The organism is Thermocrispum agreste DSM 44070, assembly GCF_000427905.1.
Classification (GTDB): domain Bacteria; phylum Actinomycetota; class Actinomycetes; order Mycobacteriales; family Pseudonocardiaceae; genus Thermocrispum; species Thermocrispum agreste.
The window spans coordinates 80,800-99,115 of the sequence record NZ_ATYX01000006.1; the positions used below are offsets into that span (position 1 = coordinate 80,800).

Genomic DNA, 18,316 nt, shown 5'->3' on the forward strand with positions numbered 1-18,316 from the left:
GCCGGATCCGCGTGGGCAGGGCAGCCCGGGCCCCGTCCGGGAGTTGGCGCTCGGCTGGGGCCGCGGATCACCGTGGTGACTGGCTGGAATGGAAGCCGGGGGTCGGTGGCGCGGGTGGATCCGTGTCGGCGGAGGCCGGTCCGGGAGCTGGCGCGGCCACCCCCAGGCCCCGGTGAGCCAGTAACGGAACGGCCGGCCCACCGTGATCAAGCTCCTTCACCGGCACCGAACGTGGCCGCGGATCCGGCCTTGCCGCTGACCGAGCTGGAACCCCTCAGGGCGTCGGGTGCGGCGACCCCGTGCTGTCGGCCGGCCGGGGAGCTGGCTCACGCGGCCCATGCCGGGCAGGCCGGTCAGCCCATCGTCTTCGCGCCGTCGATGCTTTCCCGGATGATGTCGGCGTGCCCGGCGTGCTGGGCCGTCTCGGCGATGATGTGCAGCAGGACGCGGCGCACGCTCCAGCGCGCGCCGGGCTCGAACCACGGCGCTTCCGGCAGCGGCTGCTCGGCGTCCAGATCGGCGGTGACGACCAGCGCGTCGGTCTTTGCGGCCACGGCGTCGTACTCGGCCAGCAAACCGGCCAGGGTCTCCCCGGGAAGCATGCGGAACTGGTCCTGCCACGCTTGCCACGAGCCTTCGTCGTAGCTCATCGCGCCGGGGCCTTCCTCGGTGAACCGGACCCACTGCCGCTCGCAGTGGGCGACGTGCTTGATCAGCCCGCCGAGACACAGGTCGCTGACGGTGGGGCGCATGGCCGCTTGCTCGTCGGTGAGCCCGCGGACGGTCTGCCGCAGGAAGCCGCGGTGCCTGCGCAGCGACGACAGCAGGTCCGCTCGCTCGCCGGTGACGGCGTGACCGGCGGTGTCGGCCTGCGAAGTCACGGACATGGTGCCTCCTGAAGGGTCGGACGACTGTGGCTCGCTGACGGTAGCCGCGCGCACCGACGGTTACCGGCCGGTCGAGTTGTGCCAAGGTAGGAGGGGTCCGTGCCATCCACTTGCGGAGGAGTTGACATGGCCGCGCCCGCACTGACCCGTGTCGGACACTTCATCGACGGAGCCGAGCACCCGGAGTCAGCGGAGTCGATCGACGTGCTCAACCCGGCGACCGAGGAGATCATCGGTTCGGTGCCCGCGGGAACCGTGGAGGACGCCGATGCCGCCGTCGCCGCCGCGGTGGCGGCCTTCCCCTCCTGGGCCGCACGCACCCCACAGGACCGTGCGGCGGTGGTGCGCGCGATCTCCGCCGGGCTCGCCGAGCGCAGGGACGAGATTGCCGCGCTGATCTCCGCCGAGGTCGGCGCCCCCATCACGTTCGCCACCAAGGTGCAGGCGACCCTGCCCGCGACGACCGCCAAAGGGGTCGCCGACCTGGTCGACAGCGGCGGTTTCGCGTTCACCGAGGAGATCGGCAATTCGCTGGTGGTGCGCGAGCCCGCCGGGGTGGTCGCGGCGATCACCCCGTGGAACTACCCGCTGCACCAGATCATGGCCAAGCTCGCGCCGGCGCTGGTCGCCGGCTGCACGGTGGTGCTCAAACCCAGTGAAGTGGCGCCGCTGAACACCGGAATCCTGGTGGAGGTGCTGCGGCAGGCCGGTGTGCCGGACGGGGTGGTCAACATCGTGCACGGCACCGGCCCGGTGGTGGGTGCCCGGTTGGCCGAGCACCCGGACGTGGACATGATCTCGTTCACCGGATCGACCCGCGCGGGCAAGGCGGTCGCCGCAGCGGCCGCGCAGACGGTCAAGCGGGTCGCGCTGGAGCTGGGTGGGAAGTCCGCCAACGTCATCCTGGACGACGCCGACCTGACCAAGGCGGTCAAGCTCGGCGTGGCCAACACCTTCCTCAACGGCGGGCAGAGCTGCAACGCCTGGACCCGGATGCTGGTGCCGGAGTCGCTGCACGACCAGGCGGTGGAGATCGCCGTCGCCGCGGCGGCCAAGTACCAGCCGGGCGACCCGTCGGACCCGGCGACCCGGCTGGGGCCGATGGTCAGTGAGGTGCAGCGCGACCGGGTGGTCGGCTACATCCGGGCGGGAGCGGAAGCAGGCGCCACGCTGGCGTGCGGTGGCCCGGAGAAGCCGGACGGCATGGAGCGCGGCTTCTTCGTCCGCCCGACGGTCTTCGCCAACGTGCGGGAGGACATGGTGATCGCACAGGAGGAGATCTTCGGCCCGGTGCTGTCCGTGCTGCCGTACACCGACGTCGACGACGCCGTGCGGATCGCCAACAACTCGATGTACGGGCTGGGCGGCGCGGTCTTCGCGGGCAGCGACGAGCGCGCGATCGAGGTCGCCAAGCGGATCCGCACCGGTCAGGTGGACGTCAACGGCGGCTCGTTCAACCCGATGGCGCCGTTCGGCGGCTACAAGCAGTCGGGCATCGGCCGGGAGTTCGGCAAGTTCGGGCTGGAGGAGTACCTCGAAGTCAAGTCGATCCAGCGCTGAGCAGGTCGCGCTGCCGTTCGACGAAGGCGCGGTCCACCGGGTCGCCGTGGCCCGGCACGAACGTCGCCGCGTCCAGGCGCAGCAGCTCGTCGAGCGCGTGCGGCCACAGCTGCGGGAAGGAGTCCGGCCCGATCGACGGGTCGGCTCCCTGCTCGACCAGGTCCCCGGTGAAGAGCACGCGCGCGTCCGGAACGTGCACCGCGAGGTCGTGATCGGTGTGCGCGCGGCCGGGATGGACAAGGCGTACCGTCTGGCCGCCGAGGTCGAGCTCCGCCGCTTCCCGTACCCGGTGCGTCGGCTGGACCAGCCGGACCGGGGGAGCGCCGGGGTAGTACTCGGCCCGTTCGACGAAGACCCGCTCGTCGACCCGGCACCGCTCATGGGCCCAGACCTCCGCCCCCGGGAAGGCGGCTGTGCCCAAGCAGTGGTCGAAATGCGCGTGCGTGACGACCACGGTCAGCGGCAACGCGGTGAGACCGGCGACGGCTGACGCGAACTCCGCGCCGTGCTCCTCGTCGCGGCCGGTGTCCACGACGAGCGCCCGGTCCCGGCCGACCACCAGCCCGAGGGTCTGGTCCAACTCGGCATACCGGCGGGCGTAGACACCGTCGGCGAGCACCAGCCACCGTCCCGGCGCGGATTCGTTCGACATCGCTTCACCTATACCGCGCGTGCGCCGCGGCCGCACCGAGGGTGGGGCACGACGCACCGCGTCAGGCCCGGAAACGGTGTGCACCGATCCGGCTGGCAGACTCCACGTCGTGCGTGTTTACCTTGCCGCCGACCATGCGGGTTTCGAGCTGAAGAACCATCTGGTGCAGCATCTGAGCGGGCTCGGGCACGACGTGGTGGACGTCGGGCCCTACGAGTACGACCCGGCCGACGACTATCCGCCGTTCTGCGTCGAGGCCGCCCGGCGGGTCGCCGCCGACGAGGGCAGCCTGGGCATCGTCATCGGCGGCTCCGGCAACGGCGAGCAGATCGCCGCCAACAAGGTCAAGGGTATCCGCGCCGGGCTGGCGTGGAGCGTGGAGACCGCCCGCCTGACGCGGGAGCACAACCACGCCCAGGTCGTCGGCATCGGGGCACGGATGCACAGCGTCGAGGAGGCCACGGAGATCGTGGAGGCCTTCCTCGCGGCCGAGCCGGACACCGACGAACGCCACGTTCGCCGGGTCGGGCAGCTGACGGACTACGAGCGCACCGGCACCCCGCCGGCGTTGCCGCAGACGGGCGGGCACGGGCAGACCAGCTGAATGCCCGAAGGACACACGCTGCACCGGTTGGCCCGGCTGCACCAGGCACGTTACGCCGGCCACCCGGTCGCGGTGACCAGCCCGCAAGGGCGTTTCGCGGCGGAGGCCGCGCTGCTCGACGGCAAGGTGTTCACCGCGGCGGAGGCATACGGCAAGCACCTGTTCCACCACTACGGCGGCCAGGGTGTCGTGCACATCCACCTCGGCCTCTACGGCACGTTCACCGAGTTCGAGCGGCCCGAACCAGCCCCGGCCGGTCAGGTGCGGATGCGCCTGGTCGGTCCGACGCACGCCACCGACCTGCGCGGCCCGAATCGCTGTGAGCTGCTCACCGAGGCCGAGGTCACGGCGATCACGGCCAGGCTGGGGCCGGATCCGCTGCGGCCGGACGCCGACCCCGGGCCCGCGCTGGACCGCATCGCGTCGTCGGCGTCGCCGATCGCCGCGTTGTTGCTGGATCAGCGGATCATGGCCGGTGTCGGCAATGTGTATCGCGCGGAGGTGCTGTTCCGGCACGGGATCGACCCGATGCTGCCCGGCCGGTCGATCGGCCGGGAGCGGGCCGGGCAGCTGTGGGACGACCTGGTCGCGTTGATGGCCGACGGCGTCGCGCGCGGCCGCATCGACACGGTCCGTCCCGAGCACACCCCGCAGGCCATGGGCAGGCAGCCGCGGCAGGATCGGCACGGGGGCGAGGTTTACGTGTACCGGCGCGCGGGTAGTCCCTGCCTGATATGTGGCACAACGGTGGCGATGCGAACGCTGCAGGGTCGAAAGCTCTACTGGTGCCCGACGTGCCAGAGCTGAGCCCCTGCGACGACCAGTTCGGTAAGACCCCTCCTGTCAACGCGGTCGGACGTGTACCGTCTGGGCGCAAGGGGTGGCACGACTGCTCCGCAAGTTCGCGTGCACCGGCCGGTGCGCACCTGACAGGAGAGGTACAACCACGGTGAGCGTCGACGCTTCCCCTTCGACAAAGCATGACCAGGGTCCCCGGCACGAGGCCGGGCCGGAGACCCGATCGGAGCCGGAGCGCCCGGCCCGACGCGGCCCCAGATCCGGGCCGAAACCCATCGAGAGCGGTGCGCGCCCGCTGGCTGCGCACATCACGGTCTACTTGTTCGCCATCATTCCCGCGATCGCGCTGATCGCGTCCATCCCGCTGCTGTGGGGCTGGGGCGTCACCATGCTCGACCTCGGGCTGCTGGCGTTCTTCTACACCCTGTCGGTGCTGGGCATCACCGCCGGGTTCCACCGGTACTTCACCCACGGATCGTTCAAGGCCAAACGTCCGATGCGCATCGCGCTCGCGGTCCTGGGCAGCATGGCGGTGCAGGGGCCGATCCTGCACTGGGTCGCCGACCACCGCAGGCACCATGCGTTCTCCGACCGTGAGGGAGACCCCCACTCGCCGTGGGCGTTCGGTACCTCCCCGGGCGCGATCCTGCGCGGCTTCTGGCACGCGCACATGGGCTGGCTGTTCAACCGGACGCTGACCAACCAGGAGCGGTTCGCGCCCGACCTGCTGGCCGACAAGGACATGCGGCGGGTGGACAAGCTGTTTGTGCCGCTCACCGTCGCCACGTTGCTTGCTCCCGCGGTGATCGGCGGACTGGTCACCTGGTCCTGGTGGGGCGCGTTGACCGCGTTCTTCTGGGGCAGCCTGGTGCGTGTGGCGGTGGTGCACCACGTGACCTGGTCGATCAACTCGATCTGCCACATCATCGGCGACCGGCCGTACAAGGCCAGGGACAAGTCGGCGAACTTCTGGCCGCTGGCGATCCTGTCGATGGGGGAGTCGTGGCACAACCTGCACCACGCCGACCCCACGTCGGCCCGGCACGGCGTCGGCCGCTGGCAGATCGACATCACCGCGCGCCTGATCTGGCTGTTCGAGAAGTTCGGCTGGGTCTACGACGTGCGGTGGCCGCGACCGGAACGGCTGGCGAAGCTGTCCAAGGCACACTGAGCGACGTCGACGCGCGGCATGTGCTGCTGCGCACGACCGGCGGGGTGACGGCCACTACGGCCGGCCCCGCCGGTTTCGTTCTAGGTGGGTGCGATGCCGTGCCCCGGCGGGCCTAGAAGCCGCCGAAGTCGAAACCACCACCGAAGTCGCCGCCCCCGAAGTCGCCGCCGCCGAAGTCACCGCCGAAGTCGCCGCCGGAGTCGCCCATGTCGCCGGCATCGCCCGCGTCACCGCCAGCCATCTCGGCGTCGTTCATGGCGCCCGCTTCCCATGCCGATGCGCTGGCGATCCCGGCCATGCCGGAGAACAGCGCGCTGAACAGCATCATCGAGCCGAAGCCCCACGCCCCCGCGACCAGGGCGGGCTTCCACCACGGCTCGGAGTACCATCCGCGCGGCACCGGGCGCCCGGCCACCCGGCCGCCCGGGTAGTAGTACGGGGTGCGGTCGCCGGGCTCCGGCGACGCCTCGTAGTGCTTGCCCTCGACGTCCACGCTGCGGAACTCGGAGACCGCGCCGGCGCGCTCGCGCTCCCGGTCCTGCGGCAGCTCGGGGCCGGGGTCCAGGCCCATGGCGGTCCTGGCCGCGCGCACGTAGTACAAGCCCTCCAGCGCGGTGTCGATGACCAGCCGGGCTTGGTGGGCGGTCTGCGCTTGCTCGAGTTGCGAGCCGGCGGCGGTGTACCGCTCGGCCGCGTCGGCGAGCGCTTGTTTCGAGGCCGCGTTCGTGCCGGTCAGGTTGAGCACCTGGCCGCCGAGCCGCTCCACCCAGCGGCGGGCTTCCGCCTTGGCGTCCTCGAGTTCGTCGCGGCGCTGAGTGGCTCGCTGCTGGGACAGGTAGATCCCGCCCATGACGACCACGATCAGCACGATGATCAGCAGACCTGCCTCGCCCATCGCTCCCACTTCCAGCCGTTGCCACGTTGCCCGGTCAACGAAACCGCTGCGCGTATCGTTCCCTGCCCGTGCCCGTGCGGTGGCCACCGGGTGGTGCGACCCGGCGGTAACAATCGCGGCGTGCAGCCCGATAGCCGGGCATGCGGGCAAGTAGTACTCCGACGCCGACACCGTGGCGGGTGCGCTGGCTCGCATTGAGCTACGCCGTCTTCGTGCTCGGCGCCGCCAGCTACGTGTTCGTGTGGTATATCGTGACACGGCCGGACGGCTGGTACTGGGCCGAGCCGCTGTGCCTGGTGGCCCGGCCGCTGGCCGGTGTCGTGCCGCTGATCGAACCCACGCCCGGCCCTATGGGTGCCCTGTTGTGCGTCCTGGCGGGCGCGGTGCAGGCTGCGCTGCTGTTCGGCGTCTGCGCCTGGATCGACCGGGCGCTGGCGCGCCGCCGGCCGTCGGTATCGCTGTCGGACAGTTCGGCCGAGGTACCCGATCTTCGCCGGTTGGGCTTCGGCCGTGCTGACCAAGCAGGAACAACGCCTGGTCGAGGTGGCGACGACAACGTTGCGCGAGGCACATCGATCTGAGGACCACTCGGTGGCCGCGGCCGTGCTCGACTCGCGCAGGCGACATCTTCACCGGGATCGACGTCCACCACTTCATCGGCGGCCCGTGCGCCGAGCCGGTGGCCATCGGCCAGGTCGTGGCCTCGCCGCACGCCCGGCTTCCGTTGGTGTGCATCGCAGCGGTGCACGACCGCGTGGTCGTCTCCCCGTGTGGCCGGTGCCGTGGGCGCCATCGCGACTGGCCCGGAGCAGTTCACGATCGTCTCCCCGTGCGGTTCGTGCCGTCAGATGCTGTTCGACCTGGATCCGGACATCCGCGCGGTGGTGCGCACCAAGATCGGCCCCCCCCGAAGCCGTCCCGGTGAAGCCGTCCCGGTGCGCGACTTCCTGTCGTACGTGTCCGACTGGCGGGCCGTCGAGCCGGATGTGTCGCAGCGGCAGTACGTGTGGGAAGACCGTCTGGAGGACATCCGCGCCGACCGCTGGACGGCACGATCCGCCTCGACGATTCCGAGGCGCCAGGGCGGTGTCAGCTGGGTCTTCGACCACGACGCGGACGGCATCGTCACGACGTTGCTCGTGGAGGTCATCAAAGTGGTCGAGGGGCGGTCGGCGAGCCCACCGAGGAAGACGCCCGGCGGGACGGCTTCGCCACGTCCGCCGGCCTGCACCACGCCTTGCAGACGCACTACCCGGGGATCGAGGAGGCCACCAAAATCGATATCGTCCGCTTCCGGCTGATCGACGGCGGCCGATCGCGTTGAGCGGGCGACGGGAATCGAACCCGCACCACCAGCTTGGAAGGCTGGGGCTCTACCATTGAGCTACGCCCGCAGTCCCGGTCCGGTGACCGGGCGCGTCGCCAGTTTAACGGGTACCGATATGCTGGCCGAGCACGGCCCAGGCGGCCCGGCGGGGTGTGGCGCAGCTTGGTAGCGCATCCGCTTTGGGAGCGGAGGGTCGCAGGTTCAAATCCTGTCACCCCGACGTTTCGTGCCGTCGCACGAGCGCGGCCCGGATCCACGTGGTGGCTCCGGGCTCGCTGCTGTTCGCGGGCGATGTGGCGGCGAATCGGTCCCGTCGATCCCGCCGATGTGGCACGTTCGACGTATGGAGCGCGTGCCCGTGAAGTCGACGGTGTTGCGATCGGTCGGCTACGCCCAGGACGAGGCCGTGCTGGAGGTCGAGTTCACCAACCGCGAGGTGTATCGCTACTTCGTCGTGCCGCGTCGCGTGTACGTCGCGCTGCTGGCTTCGTCCAACCCCGGCCGCTGTTTCAACCAGACCGTCAGGGACCGGTATCCCGTGCGGCAGGTCCGCTGACGGCTCGCCGGCGGGCCATCGCCGCGCATGCAGCACGGCGGCCGTCCGGGGTGCCGGCGAACGCCGGATCGGAATCCGTGGTGGCGTGATCCGCGTGCCGGCACACGGCGGAGTACGCACGGCCGCGGGTTTGCCCCGATCCGGTGACTGGCCGCTCGGAAGTGTGCCCTGGCCTGCACGAAAACAGAGGTCTTGCGACGGCGCGCGAACGCAGCATCTAGACTCGGGCAATCGCCCGCGAACAACACGGGGTCCACATCTGTCAAGCCCTCAAGGAGCACACGTTGAAGAGCACCGTCGAGCAGCTGAGCCCGACGCGCGTAAAGATCAATGTCGAGGTGCCGTTCGACGAGCTGAAGCCGAACTTCGACCGCGCCTACCGCAAGATCGCGCAGCAGGTCCGCATCCCCGGCTTCCGTCCCGGCAAAGTTCCCGCTCCCGTGCTGGAGAGCCGCATCGGACGCGGCCCAGTGCTCGAAGAGGTGGTCAACGAGGCGATCCCCGCCAAGTACATCGAGGCGGTGCAGGCCGAGCAGGTACGGGCGCTCGGGCAGCCTGATTTCGAGGTCACCAAGCTGGAGGACCGCGAGGTCCTGGAGTTCACCGCCGAGGTGGACGTGCGCCCGGAGATCGAGATCCCGGACCTGTCGGACGTGACCATCGCCGTCGACGACATCGAGCTGACCGACGACGAGGTCGAGGAGCAGTTGAACGAGCTGCGCGCGCGGTTCGGCACCCTGGTCGGCGTCGACCGTCCCGCCCAGCAGGGCGACTTCGTGTCGATCGACCTGTCCGCCGAGGTGGACGGCGAGCCGGTGGAGGACGCCGCCACCGAGGGCCTGTCGTACGAGATCGGCTCGGGCCAGCTGGTCGAGGGCATCGACGAGGCACTGATCGGCCTGTCCAAGGACGAGAGCGCGACGTTCACCACCAAGCTGCTGGCGGGCAAGTACGCCGGGCAGGAGGCGCAGGTCACGGTCACTGCGCGGTCGATCAAGCAGCGCGAGCTGCCGGAGGCCGACGACGAGTTCGCCCAGATGGCCTCCGAGTTCGACACCATCGACGAACTCAGGGACGACCTGCGCGAGCGGCTGCGCCGGGTGAAGCGCATGCAGCAGGGCGTGCAGGCGCGGGACAAGGTGCTCGAGGCGCTGCTGGAGGCCGCCGACGTGCCGGTGCCCGAGGGCGTGGTGCAGGCCGAGGTGGCCAACCGCAAGCACGAGGCGATGCACCAGCTGGCCGACACGCACGACGACGAGGAGCTGCTCAACCGGGCGCTGGAGGCTTCGGGTCAGGACCCGAAGCAGTGGCACGAGGAGCTGCGCAGCGAGGCGGAGAAGACGGTGCGCACCCAGCTGCTGCTGGACAGCATCGCCGACGCGGAGAACGTGACGGTCGACGACAACGAGCTGACCGAGCGCATCGTGTACCAGGCGCAGCGCTTCGGCATCTCGCCCGACGAGTACGTGCAGCGGGCGCAGCAGTCCGGTCAGCTGGGCGCGATCTACGCCGACATCCGCCGGGGCAAGGCGCTGGCGGGCGTGGTGCGCAAGGTCAAGGTGACCGACGCCAGCGGCAACGAGGTGGACTTGTCCGACCTGTTCGGCGGCGAGGAGCAGCAGGCCGGTGACGACGGGGGCAAGGACGCCGGCGAGGCCAAGGCGGGCGAGCAGGCCACCGACGCGTGACGCTGTGAGCGAACGGCGGCCGGATCCGGCATGTCCGGCCGCCGGCGTTCGTTAGTGTCGATGACGACAGCGGTGGCATCCCACCGACGGCAATCCTTCAAGACCGACGACGGTCCGCTGGACCTGATGTGAGGCAGGCAGACGTGACGCAGCAACCACCTAGCATGCGGACGGCCACGCAAGGCCTTTCCCTGACCGATTCGGTGTACGAGCGGCTGCTCCAAGAGCGCATCGTGGTGCTCGGCTCCGAGGTCAACGACGAGGTCGCCAACCGGATCACTGCCCAGTTGCTGCTGTTGGCCGCCGAGGACCCGGAGAAGGACATCCGCTTCTACATCAACTCCCCGGGTGGCTCGGTGACGGCCGGGTTCGCGATCTACGACACCATGCAGCTCATCGAGCCGGATGTGGCGACGTACGCGATGGGGCTGGCGGCGTCGATGGGACAGTTCCTGCTCTCGTCGGGCACGCCGGGCAAGCGGTACGCCCTGCCGCACGCGCGGATCCTGATGCACCAGCCGTCGGCCGGGGTCACCGGTACCGCGTCCGACATCGCCATCCAGGCCCAGGTCTTCAGCAGGTGGAAGCGAGAACTGGCGGAGATCACCGCGCAGCAGACCGGCCAGACCGTCGAGCAGATCATCACCGACGGTGACCGGGACCGCTGGTTCACCGCGGAGGAGGCGAAGGAGTACGGCTTCGTCGACGCGGTGCTCACGCCCGAAATGCTGGCCAACCACCGCTCGGCCCGCTGACCCGGAGAGGAAACACGATGTACCCGTACCCCCACCACCAGCTGCACCTACCCCAGTCGCGGTACGTCCTGCCGAGTTACGTCGAGCGCACCAGCTACGGCATCAAGGAGTCCAACCCGTACAACAAGCTGTACGAGGAGCGGGTGATCTTCCTCGGCGTGCAGGTGGACGACGCCTCGGCCAACGACGTGATGGCCCAGCTGCTGCACCTGGAGCACGAGGACCCGGACCGCGACATCGTGCTGTACATCAACTCGCCGGGCGGCTCGTTCACGTCGCTGATGGCGATCTACGACACGATGCAGTTCGTCCGGCCGGACATCCAGACCTACTGCCTCGGCCAGGCCGCGTCCGCCGCTGCGGTGCTGCTGGCCGCGGGCACCGAGGGCAAGCGGTTCGCGCTGCCCAACTCGCGAGTGCTGATCCACCAGCCGTCGACGCAGGGCACCTACGGTCAGGTGTCGGACCTGGAGATCCAGGCCAACGAGATCCAGCGGGTGCGGTCGCTGCTCGAGCACACCCTGGCCAAGCACACCCACAAGTCCCCGGAGGAGATCCGCGCCGACATCGAGCGCGACAAGATCCTCACCGCGGAGCAGGCGCTCGAGTACGGAATCGTCGACGAAGTCCTGCAATACCGGAAAGGTTCCGCGTAAGCTGGATTGTCAGCTCTTGCTGCGGGCACCGCGCACGGTTCGCCGAGCCGACCGGGTTCATGTGTCGACGAAATCGTGATCTGGCCGTTCTTGGCGAGGCGTGTCGATGGCGGGCACGCTCGAGGTGAAGCAGCTAGGGTGCCACTACGGCGGTCTACGGCACGCCGGCAAATGGCTCCCGCGGGAGCTGGTGACGGGGTAGCGTCGACAGTGACAACTGGCTGCGTTGCCCGCGACGGCCACAAGGACGGACCAGGTGCATCGGTTGGTCGCACCGGAGGGGACAGAGGTCTAAGGTCATGGCGCGAATCGGCGACGGTGGCGACCTGCTGAAGTGCTCGTTCTGCGGAAAGAGCCAGAAGCAGGTCAAGAAGCTCATCGCCGGTCCCGGCGTGTACATCTGCGACGAGTGCATCGACCTCTGCAACGAGATCATCGAGGAAGAGCTCGCCGAGACGCGCGACGTCAAGTTCGACGAGCTGCCCAAGCCGCAGGAGATCCACGACTTCCTCGAGCAGTACGTGATCGGGCAAGAGGAAGCCAAGCGCTCGCTGTCGGTGGCGGTGTACAACCACTACAAGCGGATTCAGAACGAGGCGCGGGGCGGCAAGGACTCGAAGGACGACGACGTCGAGATCGCCAAGTCGAACATCCTCATGCTGGGGCCGACCGGCTGTGGCAAGACGTACCTGGCGCAGACGCTGGCGAAGTTCCTCAACGTTCCGTTCGCGATCGCCGACGCCACGGCGCTGACCGAGGCCGGCTACGTGGGCGAGGACGTGGAGAACATCCTGCTGAAGCTGATCCAGGCCGCGGACTACGACGTCAAGCGGGCCGAGACCGGCATCATCTACATCGACGAGGTCGACAAGATCGCCCGCAAGAGCGAGAACCCGTCGATCACGCGGGACGTCTCCGGTGAGGGCGTGCAGCAGGCGCTGCTGAAGATCCTGGAGGGCACTACGGCGTCCGTCCCGCCGCAGGGGGGGCGCAAGCATCCGCACCAGGAGTTCATCCAGATCGACACGACGAACGTGCTGTTCATCGTGGCCGGCGCGTTCGCCGGGCTGGAGAAGATCATCAACGAGCGGATCGGCAAGCGCGGCCTCGGCTTCGGCGCGGAGGTGCGCTCCAAGGCGGAGCTGGAGTCGGAGAACATCTTCGCCGAGACGATGCCGGAGGATCTGATCAAGTTCGGCCTCATCCCGGAGTTCATCGGCCGGCTCCCGGTGGTGGCCAGCGTGACGGCGTTGGACAAGGAATCGCTGGTGCGCATCCTCACCGAGCCACGCAACGCGCTGGTCAAGCAGTACAAGAAGCTGTTCGAGCTGGACGGCGTGGAGCTGGAGTTCACCCAGGGCGCGCTGGAGGCGATCGCCGACCAGTCGCTGCTGCGGGGCACCGGGGCGCGCGGGCTGCGGGCCATCATGGAGGAGGTCCTGCAGCAGGTGATGTACGACATCCCGTCCCGGCCGGACGTGGCCAAGGTCGTGATCACCGAGCAGACCGTGCGGGAGAACGTCAACCCGACGATCGTGTCCCGGCACCCGGCGCGGCGGCGCGCCCAGCAGGAGCGCGGCGAGAAGACCGCCTGACAGCACCAGGACTCCCCGCGGCCCACCGTCATCCGGCGGTGGGCCGTTTTCGTGTCCGGTGCCGCGGCGCGCCGGTTGGACGATCTCTCGCCGGGAGGGTCACGCGGTCCGAGGGGACAAGCGTGTCGCGGTGCACAGAGCCGACCAGCGGCAGCTCGGTGATCCTACGCTGCGGCGCCCGGGACGCGCGTTGATTGCGGGCCGATCGCGCAGCCGCAATGCGAGCGCAGACCCCGTGTCAGGGGCGCCTGCGTCTTCTGATGGTGTCTACCGCGCAGAGGACGAGCCGGAGGAGGCGTACCGGGAGCTGCCGCTAGCGGGCTGGGCCGCGCGATGCCGATCGGTGAGCCGGCTGTGCGAGCGTTCCGGTGAGCCTATGGTGCCCGGTGTAGACGTTCATGCTCTTGCCGCGCAGGAATCCGATGAGCGTCATGCCTTGCTCCGCCGCCAGCTCCACGGCGAGCGAGGACGGCGCCGAGACGGCGGCGAGGACCGGGATGCCAGCCATGGCCGCCTTCTGCACCAGCTCGAACGACGCGCGGCCGGAGACCAGCAGCCCGGCGCCGGCCAGCGGCACCCGGCCCTGCAGCACCGCCCATCCGATCGCCTTGTCGACGGCGTTGTGCCTGCCGACGTCCTCCCGCACCACGTGCAGCTTCCCATAGTGGTCGAACAACGCGGCGGCGTGCAGCCCGCCGGTCGCCGCGAACACCCGCTGGCGTTGCCGCAAGGCATCGGGCAGCCCGGCCAGGACGGCGGGGTCGACCGGAACGGGATCGGACGCCGGGTCGAATCGCGTTTTGGTGCGCACGGCGTCCAGCGCAGCCTTGCCGCAGATCCCGCACGACGATGTCGTGTAGAAGTTGCGCTCGACGCCGACGGTGGGGGAGGGCACTCCGGGGCTGAGCGTCAGGTCCAGCACGTTGTAGGTGTTGCGTCCTGATTCGTCGACGCTGTCGCAGTAGCGGGCAGCCGCCACGTCCTCACGGGAGGCGATGACGCCCTCGCCGAGCAGGAATCCGTGGGCCAGCTCGATGTCGTCCCCCGGCGTCCGCATGGTCACCGCCAGCGGTTTCCCGTCGACCCGCAGCTCCAGCGGCTCCTCCGCCGCCAGCACGTCCTCGCGTCGGCGCGCGTCGTCGTCGTTGATGGCGAGGACCTTGGTGCGCGTGGTGATCCTGCCCATCGGTGCCACCTCTTCCGCCGCGGCCTTTGTGCGCGAGCCACGAAACGCACTACTGTGGCGAGATGCTGCTCGCCGAAGAACTCCTGTTGCTCGCTTACGACGACCATACGGGTCGCCAGGCGTGGGGTTCCAACATCGACTACGCCTTGGCCGGTGCCGTGCTGATTGAATTGGCCGACCTCGACCACGTGCGGCTGGACGGCACGGGCCGCGAGGCACGCCTGGTGGTCCGCAGCACGTCGCCCACCGGTCATCCGGTGCTCGACGCATGGCAGGGCAAAGTGGCCGACCAGGCGGGCCGCAAGCCCAAGGACGTCGTCGGGAAGCTGGCCACCGGGTTGCGCGAGCGGCTGCTGGACCACCTGGCCCAGCGCGGCATCCTGCGCAGGGAGCGGGACAGGATCCTCGGGCTGTTCCCGACCACCCGATGGCCGGCCCACGACTCCACGCACGAAGCCGAACTGCGGGCTCACCTGCGCCGCGCCCTGGTCGACGGTGTCCAGCCGGAGCCGCGGCTGGCCGCGCTGATCGCCCTGCTGCACGCCGTCGACGCGGTGCCGCGGGTGGTCGGCGCTGCCGACCGCAAGCTGGCCAAGCAGCGCGCCAAAGCCATCGCGGAAGGCAACTGGGCCTCGGACGCCACCCGGAAGGCGATCGAGGAGATGACCGCGGTGGTGGCCACCGCCGCCATCATCCCCGTCATCACCGCGGCCGGTTCGTGACCGGCCGCGCCGCGTCCTGGCCGTCGTCCCTGGGCTCCAGGCGCACGATGATCGACTTCGACGCCGGCGTGTTGGAGATCTCCGCGACCGCCTGCACCGGAACCAGGGCGTTGGCCTCCGGGAAGTACGCCGCCGCACAGCCACGCGGTGTCGGGTAGGCGACGGTCCGGAACCGCTCCGCCCGGCGTTCGGTGCCCTCGAACTCGGAGATCACGTCCACCAACTGACCGTCGCGCAGCCCGCGCTCGGCCAGGTCCTCGGCGTTGACCAGCACCACCCGGCGGCCGTTCTCGATGCCCCGGTAACGGTCGGACAGGCCGTAGATGGTGGTGTTGTACTGGTCGTGGCTGCGCAGCGTCTGCAGGATCAGCCGCCCGGGCGGGACCCGCAGCACCTCGATCTCGTTGACGGTGAAGTTCGCCCGCCCGGTGGCGGTGGGGAACTCACGCCGGTCCCGCGGCGGATGCGGCAGCACGAACCCGTCCGGCTGCCGCACCTTGGCGTTGTAGTCGTCGCAGCCGGGCACCACGCGGGCGATGTAGTCCCGGATGGTGTCGTAGTCCTTCTCGAACGACGACCACGGCACCGGGTGATCCGGGCCGAACAGCGCTCGGGCGAGGCCGCACACGATGGACACCTCGCTGCGCAGTTTCGGGCCGGCAGGCGCCAGCGTCCCCCGCGAACGGTGCACGACGGACATGGAGTCCTCGACCGTGACGAACTGCTCCCCGCCGGCTTGCAGGTCGCGCTCCGTCCTGCCGAGCGCGGGCAGGATCAGCGCGGTGCGGCCGGGCACCACGTGCGACCGGTTCAGCTTGGTCGACACGTGCACGGTCAGCTCGCACGACCGCAGCGCCTGCTCGGTGAACGCGGTGTCCGGGGTGGCGGACACGAAGTTGCCGCCCATGGCCATGAACACCTTCGCGCGGCCGTCGGCCATCGCCTTGATCGCTTCCACGGTGTCGTAGCCGTGCTTGCGCGGCACCTTGATGTCGAACTCGCGCTCGAGCGCGGCCAGGAACGGCTCCGGCATCTTCTCGTAGATGCCCATGGTGCGATCGCCCTGCACGTTCGAATGGCCGCGCACCGGGCACGCGCCCGCGCCCGGTTTGCCGATCATGCCGCGCAGCAGCAGGACGTTGACGATCTCGCGGATCGTCGGCACCGCCTTGCGGTGCTGGGTCAGGCCCATCGCCCAGCACACGATGGTGCGCTCGGAGGCGGCGAACATGTCCGCGACCCGCTCGATCTTCTCCCGGGTCAGCCCGGTGGCTTCGAGGATGTCGTCCCACGACACCTCGGTCACGTGCTTGCGGTAGTCCTCGAAGCCCGCGGTGTACCGCTGGACGAACTCGGTGTCCACCGCGTCCTTGGCCACCAGCAGCCTGCCGATGGCGGTGAACAACGCCAGGTCGCCCGCGATGCGCACCGGGACGAACTCGTCGGCCAGCGGGGTGCCCTTGCCGATCAGCCCGCGCACCTTCTGCGGGTTGCGGAAGCGCATCAGGCCCGCTTCCGGCAACGGGTTGATCGCGATGATCTTGGCGCCGTTGTCCTTGGCCCGTTCCAGCGCGGACAGCATCCGCGGGTGGTTGGTGCCCGGGTTCTGGCCGACCACCACGATCAGGTCGGCCATGGCGAAGTCGGCCAGGGTGACCGAGCCCTTGCCGACGCCGATCGTCTCGGTCAGCGCCGCACCGGAGGACTCGTGGCACATGTTGGAGCAGTCCGGCAGGTTGTTCGTCCCGAAGCTGCGGACCAGCAGCTGATAGGCGAACGCGGCTTCGTTGGACGTGCGGCCCGACGTGTAGAAGATCGCCTCGTCCGGGCTGCTCAGCCCCTTCAGCTTCGCGGCGATCAGCGCGAACGCGTCGTCCCACTCGATCGGCTCGTAGTGCGTGGCGCCCGGCCGCAACACCATCGGCTCGGTGATCCGGCCCTGCTGGCCGAGCCAGTAGTCGGTGCGCTCGGCCAGTTCCGCGATCGGGTGCTGGGCGAAGAACTCCGGTGTCACCCGCCGCTTGGTGGCCTCCTCGGCGACCGCCTTGGCGCCGTTCTCGCAGAACTCGATCGGTTTGCGTTTCTCGCCTGCCGCTTCCTGTGGCTCCGGCCAGGCGCATCCCGGGCAGTCGAAGCCGTCCCGCTGGTTGATCAGCCGGAGTGCGCGCACACTGCGCACCGGACCGACCTGCTCGACCGTCCGTTTGACCGAGACGGCGACGCCCGGAAGGCCGGCCGCCCAGTCCTTCGGCTTGCTGACTTCCAGTTGCGATTCGTCGATGTCCGTCCGGGGTGCTTTGCGTGCCACGTTCCCCATGATGCACCCGTTGGCAACCGGAACCGAGGGCCGAAAGGGGCCGTTGGGGATCGTTACGCTGGCGATATGCGCGTCCGCAGGGTCTACGACGAGCCGTCCCCCAGCGACGGCACCCGTGTGCTGGTGGATCGTGTGTGGCCACGCGGCGTCCGCAAGGACAGTCTGGACGCGGAATGGCTCACCGACGTGGCGCCGTCGGCCGAACTGCGCCGCTGGTTCGGGCACGATCCGGAGCGCTTCGCCGAGTTCGCGCGCCGCTATCGCGCCGAGCTGGAGTCCGAGGCCGCGCAACGCGGGCTGGACCGGTTGCGCGAGCTGGCCGAAAGGGGACCGGTGACGTTGCTGACGGCCACGCGGGACGTCCGGCATTCACACGCCGCGGTGCTGGCCAAGGTGCTCGACGAAAGCGATTGACGAAAGGGATCGACGAAAGGGATCGACGCCGTCATGGACAGGACGGTGCGCGTGGAGTCGGTGCTGAACGCCGACGCCGACGCGGTATGGGAGCGACTGCAACGGACGGAGACCGTCAGCTACGTGCTACGCCCGTGGATCCGATTGCCGGTGCTGCGCTCGTACACCGACCTGCCCCGAGAAGGCGATTCGCTGACCGGCTGGCTGTTCCTGCTCGGCCTCGTCCCGCTCGGCCGCTACACCATCACCGTGGCGAAGGTGGATCCGGCGAGCCGCACGCTGCGCAGCGAGGAACGCGGCGGCGTCGTGCGTCGCTGGCAGCACACCCTGCACGCCGAGCCGGCCGGGCCGGGACGGTGCCGATACACCGACACCGTGCTGATCGACACCGGGATGCTCACGCCGGTGGTCGCGAAGTTCGCACGGTGGCTGTTCCGGTATCGCCATCGCCGCTGGTCGCGACTCGTCCGGCGAGACGGCCCCGGTGCGGCCGGGCGGGCGGCGAAGGGGGAATCCGAGTGAGGCGGCCAACA

At 69.6% G+C, this 18,316-nt stretch carries 19 protein-coding genes and 2 tRNA genes; 15 read left to right on the top strand and 6 right to left on the bottom strand.

Annotation, left to right across the window (positions count from 1 at the left end):
- Positions 1–353: 353 nt before the first annotated feature.
- Positions 354–887, bottom strand: coding sequence for a DinB family protein (locus YWY_RS0102535; RefSeq protein WP_038044336.1), 534 nt, complete (start codon positions 885–887; stop codon positions 354–356).
- Between the two features lie 126 nt (positions 888–1,013).
- On the opposite strand from YWY_RS0102535, the gene YWY_RS0102540 reads away from it, so the two are divergent.
- Positions 1,014–2,447 (top strand): aldehyde dehydrogenase family protein, encoded by a 1,434-nt coding sequence (locus YWY_RS0102540; RefSeq protein WP_028846329.1) that lies wholly within the window; start codon positions 1,014–1,016, stop codon positions 2,445–2,447.
- Here YWY_RS0102540 and YWY_RS0102545 read toward each other — a convergent pair.
- Entirely contained in the window at positions 2,428–3,099 is a 672-nt protein-coding gene (locus YWY_RS0102545) for an MBL fold metallo-hydrolase (RefSeq protein ID WP_028846330.1), read from the bottom strand. The genes YWY_RS0102540 and YWY_RS0102545 overlap by 20 nt on opposite strands.
- 109 nt (positions 3,100–3,208) lie before the next feature.
- Here YWY_RS0102545 and YWY_RS0102550 point away from each other — a divergent pair, with 109 nt between their 5' ends.
- From YWY_RS0102550 to YWY_RS0102560, 3 genes are all read left to right on the top strand, one after another.
- A complete protein-coding gene (locus YWY_RS0102550) occupies positions 3,209–3,703 on the top strand; it encodes a ribose-5-phosphate isomerase (RefSeq protein WP_028846331.1) in 495 nt (164 codons plus the stop codon).
- Positions 3,704–4,510 carry an Fpg/Nei family DNA glycosylase gene (locus YWY_RS0102555; protein ID WP_028846332.1) on the top strand — a complete coding sequence of 269 codons (807 nt, stop codon included), beginning with the start codon at positions 3,704–3,706 and terminating at the stop codon, positions 4,508–4,510.
- A 265-nt stretch (positions 4,511–4,775) separates the two neighbouring features.
- Positions 4,776–5,672: an acyl-CoA desaturase gene (locus YWY_RS0102560; RefSeq protein WP_051309677.1), complete on the top strand. Its 897-nt coding sequence runs from the start codon at positions 4,776–4,778 to the stop codon at positions 5,670–5,672.
- A 112-nt stretch (positions 5,673–5,784) separates the two neighbouring features.
- Here the strand turns inward: YWY_RS0102560 and YWY_RS0102565 are convergent, their stop codons facing one another.
- The gene (locus YWY_RS0102565; protein WP_028846334.1) at positions 5,785–6,567 is read right to left on the bottom strand and encodes a hypothetical protein; all 783 of its coding nucleotides are present in this window, start codon (positions 6,565–6,567) and stop codon (positions 5,785–5,787) included.
- Positions 6,568–6,779: 212 nt separating this feature from the next.
- On the opposite strand from YWY_RS0102565, the gene YWY_RS0102570 reads away from it, so the two are divergent.
- Positions 6,780–7,148 (top strand): hypothetical protein, encoded by a 369-nt coding sequence (locus tag YWY_RS0102570; protein WP_156899080.1) that lies wholly within the window; start codon positions 6,780–6,782, stop codon positions 7,146–7,148.
- Positions 7,149–7,337: 189 nt separating this feature from the next.
- A complete protein-coding gene (locus tag YWY_RS0102575) occupies positions 7,338–7,868 on the top strand; it encodes a cytidine/deoxycytidylate deaminase family protein (protein ID WP_028846336.1) in 531 nt (176 codons plus the stop codon).
- Positions 7,869–7,890: 22 nt separating this feature from the next.
- Here the strand turns inward: YWY_RS0102575 and YWY_RS0102580 are convergent.
- Positions 7,891–7,961, bottom strand: a tRNA-Gly gene (locus YWY_RS0102580).
- Positions 7,962–8,040: 79 nt separating this feature from the next.
- On the opposite strand from YWY_RS0102580, the gene YWY_RS0102585 reads away from it, so the two are divergent.
- From YWY_RS0102585 to clpX, 6 genes are all read left to right on the top strand, one after another.
- Positions 8,041–8,114: transfer RNA gene (locus YWY_RS0102585), tRNA-Pro, on the top strand.
- Between the two features lie 123 nt (positions 8,115–8,237).
- Positions 8,238–8,450 (top strand): KTSC domain-containing protein, encoded by a 213-nt coding sequence (locus tag YWY_RS0102590; RefSeq protein ID WP_028846337.1) that lies wholly within the window; start codon positions 8,238–8,240, stop codon positions 8,448–8,450.
- A gap of 284 nt (positions 8,451–8,734) precedes the next feature.
- A complete protein-coding gene (tig, locus tag YWY_RS19930; RefSeq protein ID WP_038044337.1) occupies positions 8,735–10,138 on the top strand; it encodes a trigger factor in 1,404 nt (467 codons plus the stop codon).
- Positions 10,139–10,281: 143 nt separating this feature from the next.
- Positions 10,282–10,893: a ClpP family protease gene (locus YWY_RS0102600; protein WP_028846338.1), complete on the top strand. Its 612-nt coding sequence runs from the start codon at positions 10,282–10,284 to the stop codon at positions 10,891–10,893.
- Between the two features lie 17 nt (positions 10,894–10,910).
- Positions 10,911–11,549: an ATP-dependent Clp protease proteolytic subunit gene (locus YWY_RS0102605; protein ID WP_028846339.1), complete on the top strand. Its 639-nt coding sequence runs from the start codon at positions 10,911–10,913 to the stop codon at positions 11,547–11,549.
- 299 nt (positions 11,550–11,848) lie between these two features.
- Positions 11,849–13,144, top strand: a complete 1,296-nt coding sequence (gene clpX / locus YWY_RS0102615; RefSeq protein ID WP_028846340.1) for an ATP-dependent Clp protease ATP-binding subunit ClpX — start codon at positions 11,849–11,851, stop codon at positions 13,142–13,144.
- 313 nt (positions 13,145–13,457) lie between these two features.
- On the opposite strand, the gene fdhD is transcribed toward clpX, so the two are convergent.
- Positions 13,458–14,330, bottom strand: a complete 873-nt coding sequence (gene fdhD, locus YWY_RS0102620; RefSeq protein WP_028846341.1) for a formate dehydrogenase accessory sulfurtransferase FdhD — start codon at positions 14,328–14,330, stop codon at positions 13,458–13,460.
- 62 nt (positions 14,331–14,392) lie between these two features.
- On the opposite strand from fdhD, the gene YWY_RS0102625 reads away from it, so the two are divergent.
- Complete coding sequence (locus YWY_RS0102625; protein ID WP_028846342.1) at positions 14,393–15,052, top strand: GOLPH3/VPS74 family protein; 660 nt, start codon at positions 14,393–14,395, stop codon at positions 15,050–15,052.
- Here YWY_RS0102625 and YWY_RS19935 read toward each other — a convergent pair.
- Positions 15,033–17,360 (bottom strand): FdhF/YdeP family oxidoreductase, encoded by a 2,328-nt coding sequence (locus tag YWY_RS19935; protein WP_051309680.1) that lies wholly within the window; start codon positions 17,358–17,360, stop codon positions 15,033–15,035. The two genes, YWY_RS0102625 and YWY_RS19935, sit on opposite strands and share 20 nt — an antisense overlap.
- 75 nt (positions 17,361–17,435) lie before the next feature.
- Between YWY_RS19935 and YWY_RS0102635 the strand changes: the two genes are divergently transcribed.
- Both YWY_RS0102635 and YWY_RS19940 read left to right on the top strand, forming a co-directional pair.
- Positions 17,436–17,783 (top strand): DUF488 domain-containing protein, encoded by a 348-nt coding sequence (locus YWY_RS0102635; RefSeq protein WP_028846343.1) that lies wholly within the window; start codon positions 17,436–17,438, stop codon positions 17,781–17,783.
- A 33-nt stretch (positions 17,784–17,816) separates the two neighbouring features.
- A complete protein-coding gene (locus tag YWY_RS19940; RefSeq protein WP_051309577.1) occupies positions 17,817–18,305 on the top strand; it encodes an SRPBCC family protein in 489 nt (162 codons plus the stop codon).
- Positions 18,306–18,316: the final 11 nt, after the last annotated feature.

What these genes read in the sequence shown, in the direction of transcription:
- YWY_RS0102535 (WP_038044336.1), bottom strand. Translation starts at nt 887, where the DNA reads ATGTCCGTGACTTCGCAGGCCGACACCGCCGGTCACGCCGTCACCGGC.
- YWY_RS0102540 (WP_028846329.1), top strand. Translation starts at nt 1,014, where the DNA reads ATGGCCGCGCCCGCACTGACCCGTGTCGGACACTTCATCGACGGAGCC.
- YWY_RS0102545 (WP_028846330.1), bottom strand. Translation starts at nt 3,099, where the DNA reads ATGTCGAACGAATCCGCGCCGGGACGGTGGCTGGTGCTCGCCGACGGT.
- YWY_RS0102555 (WP_028846332.1), top strand. Translation starts at nt 3,704, where the DNA reads ATGCCCGAAGGACACACGCTGCACCGGTTGGCCCGGCTGCACCAGGCA.
- YWY_RS0102565 (WP_028846334.1), bottom strand. Translation starts at nt 6,567, where the DNA reads ATGGGCGAGGCAGGTCTGCTGATCATCGTGCTGATCGTGGTCGTCATG.
- YWY_RS0102590 (WP_028846337.1), top strand. Translation starts at nt 8,238, where the DNA reads ATGGAGCGCGTGCCCGTGAAGTCGACGGTGTTGCGATCGGTCGGCTAC.
- YWY_RS0102605 (WP_028846339.1), top strand. Translation starts at nt 10,911, where the DNA reads ATGTACCCGTACCCCCACCACCAGCTGCACCTACCCCAGTCGCGGTAC.
- clpX (WP_028846340.1), top strand. Translation starts at nt 11,849, where the DNA reads ATGGCGCGAATCGGCGACGGTGGCGACCTGCTGAAGTGCTCGTTCTGC.
- fdhD (WP_028846341.1), bottom strand. Translation starts at nt 14,330, where the DNA reads ATGGGCAGGATCACCACGCGCACCAAGGTCCTCGCCATCAACGACGAC.
- YWY_RS0102625 (WP_028846342.1), top strand. Translation starts at nt 14,393, where the DNA reads ATGCTGCTCGCCGAAGAACTCCTGTTGCTCGCTTACGACGACCATACG.
- YWY_RS0102635 (WP_028846343.1), top strand. Translation starts at nt 17,436, where the DNA reads ATGCGCGTCCGCAGGGTCTACGACGAGCCGTCCCCCAGCGACGGCACC.
- YWY_RS19940 (WP_051309577.1), top strand. Translation starts at nt 17,817, where the DNA reads ATGGACAGGACGGTGCGCGTGGAGTCGGTGCTGAACGCCGACGCCGAC.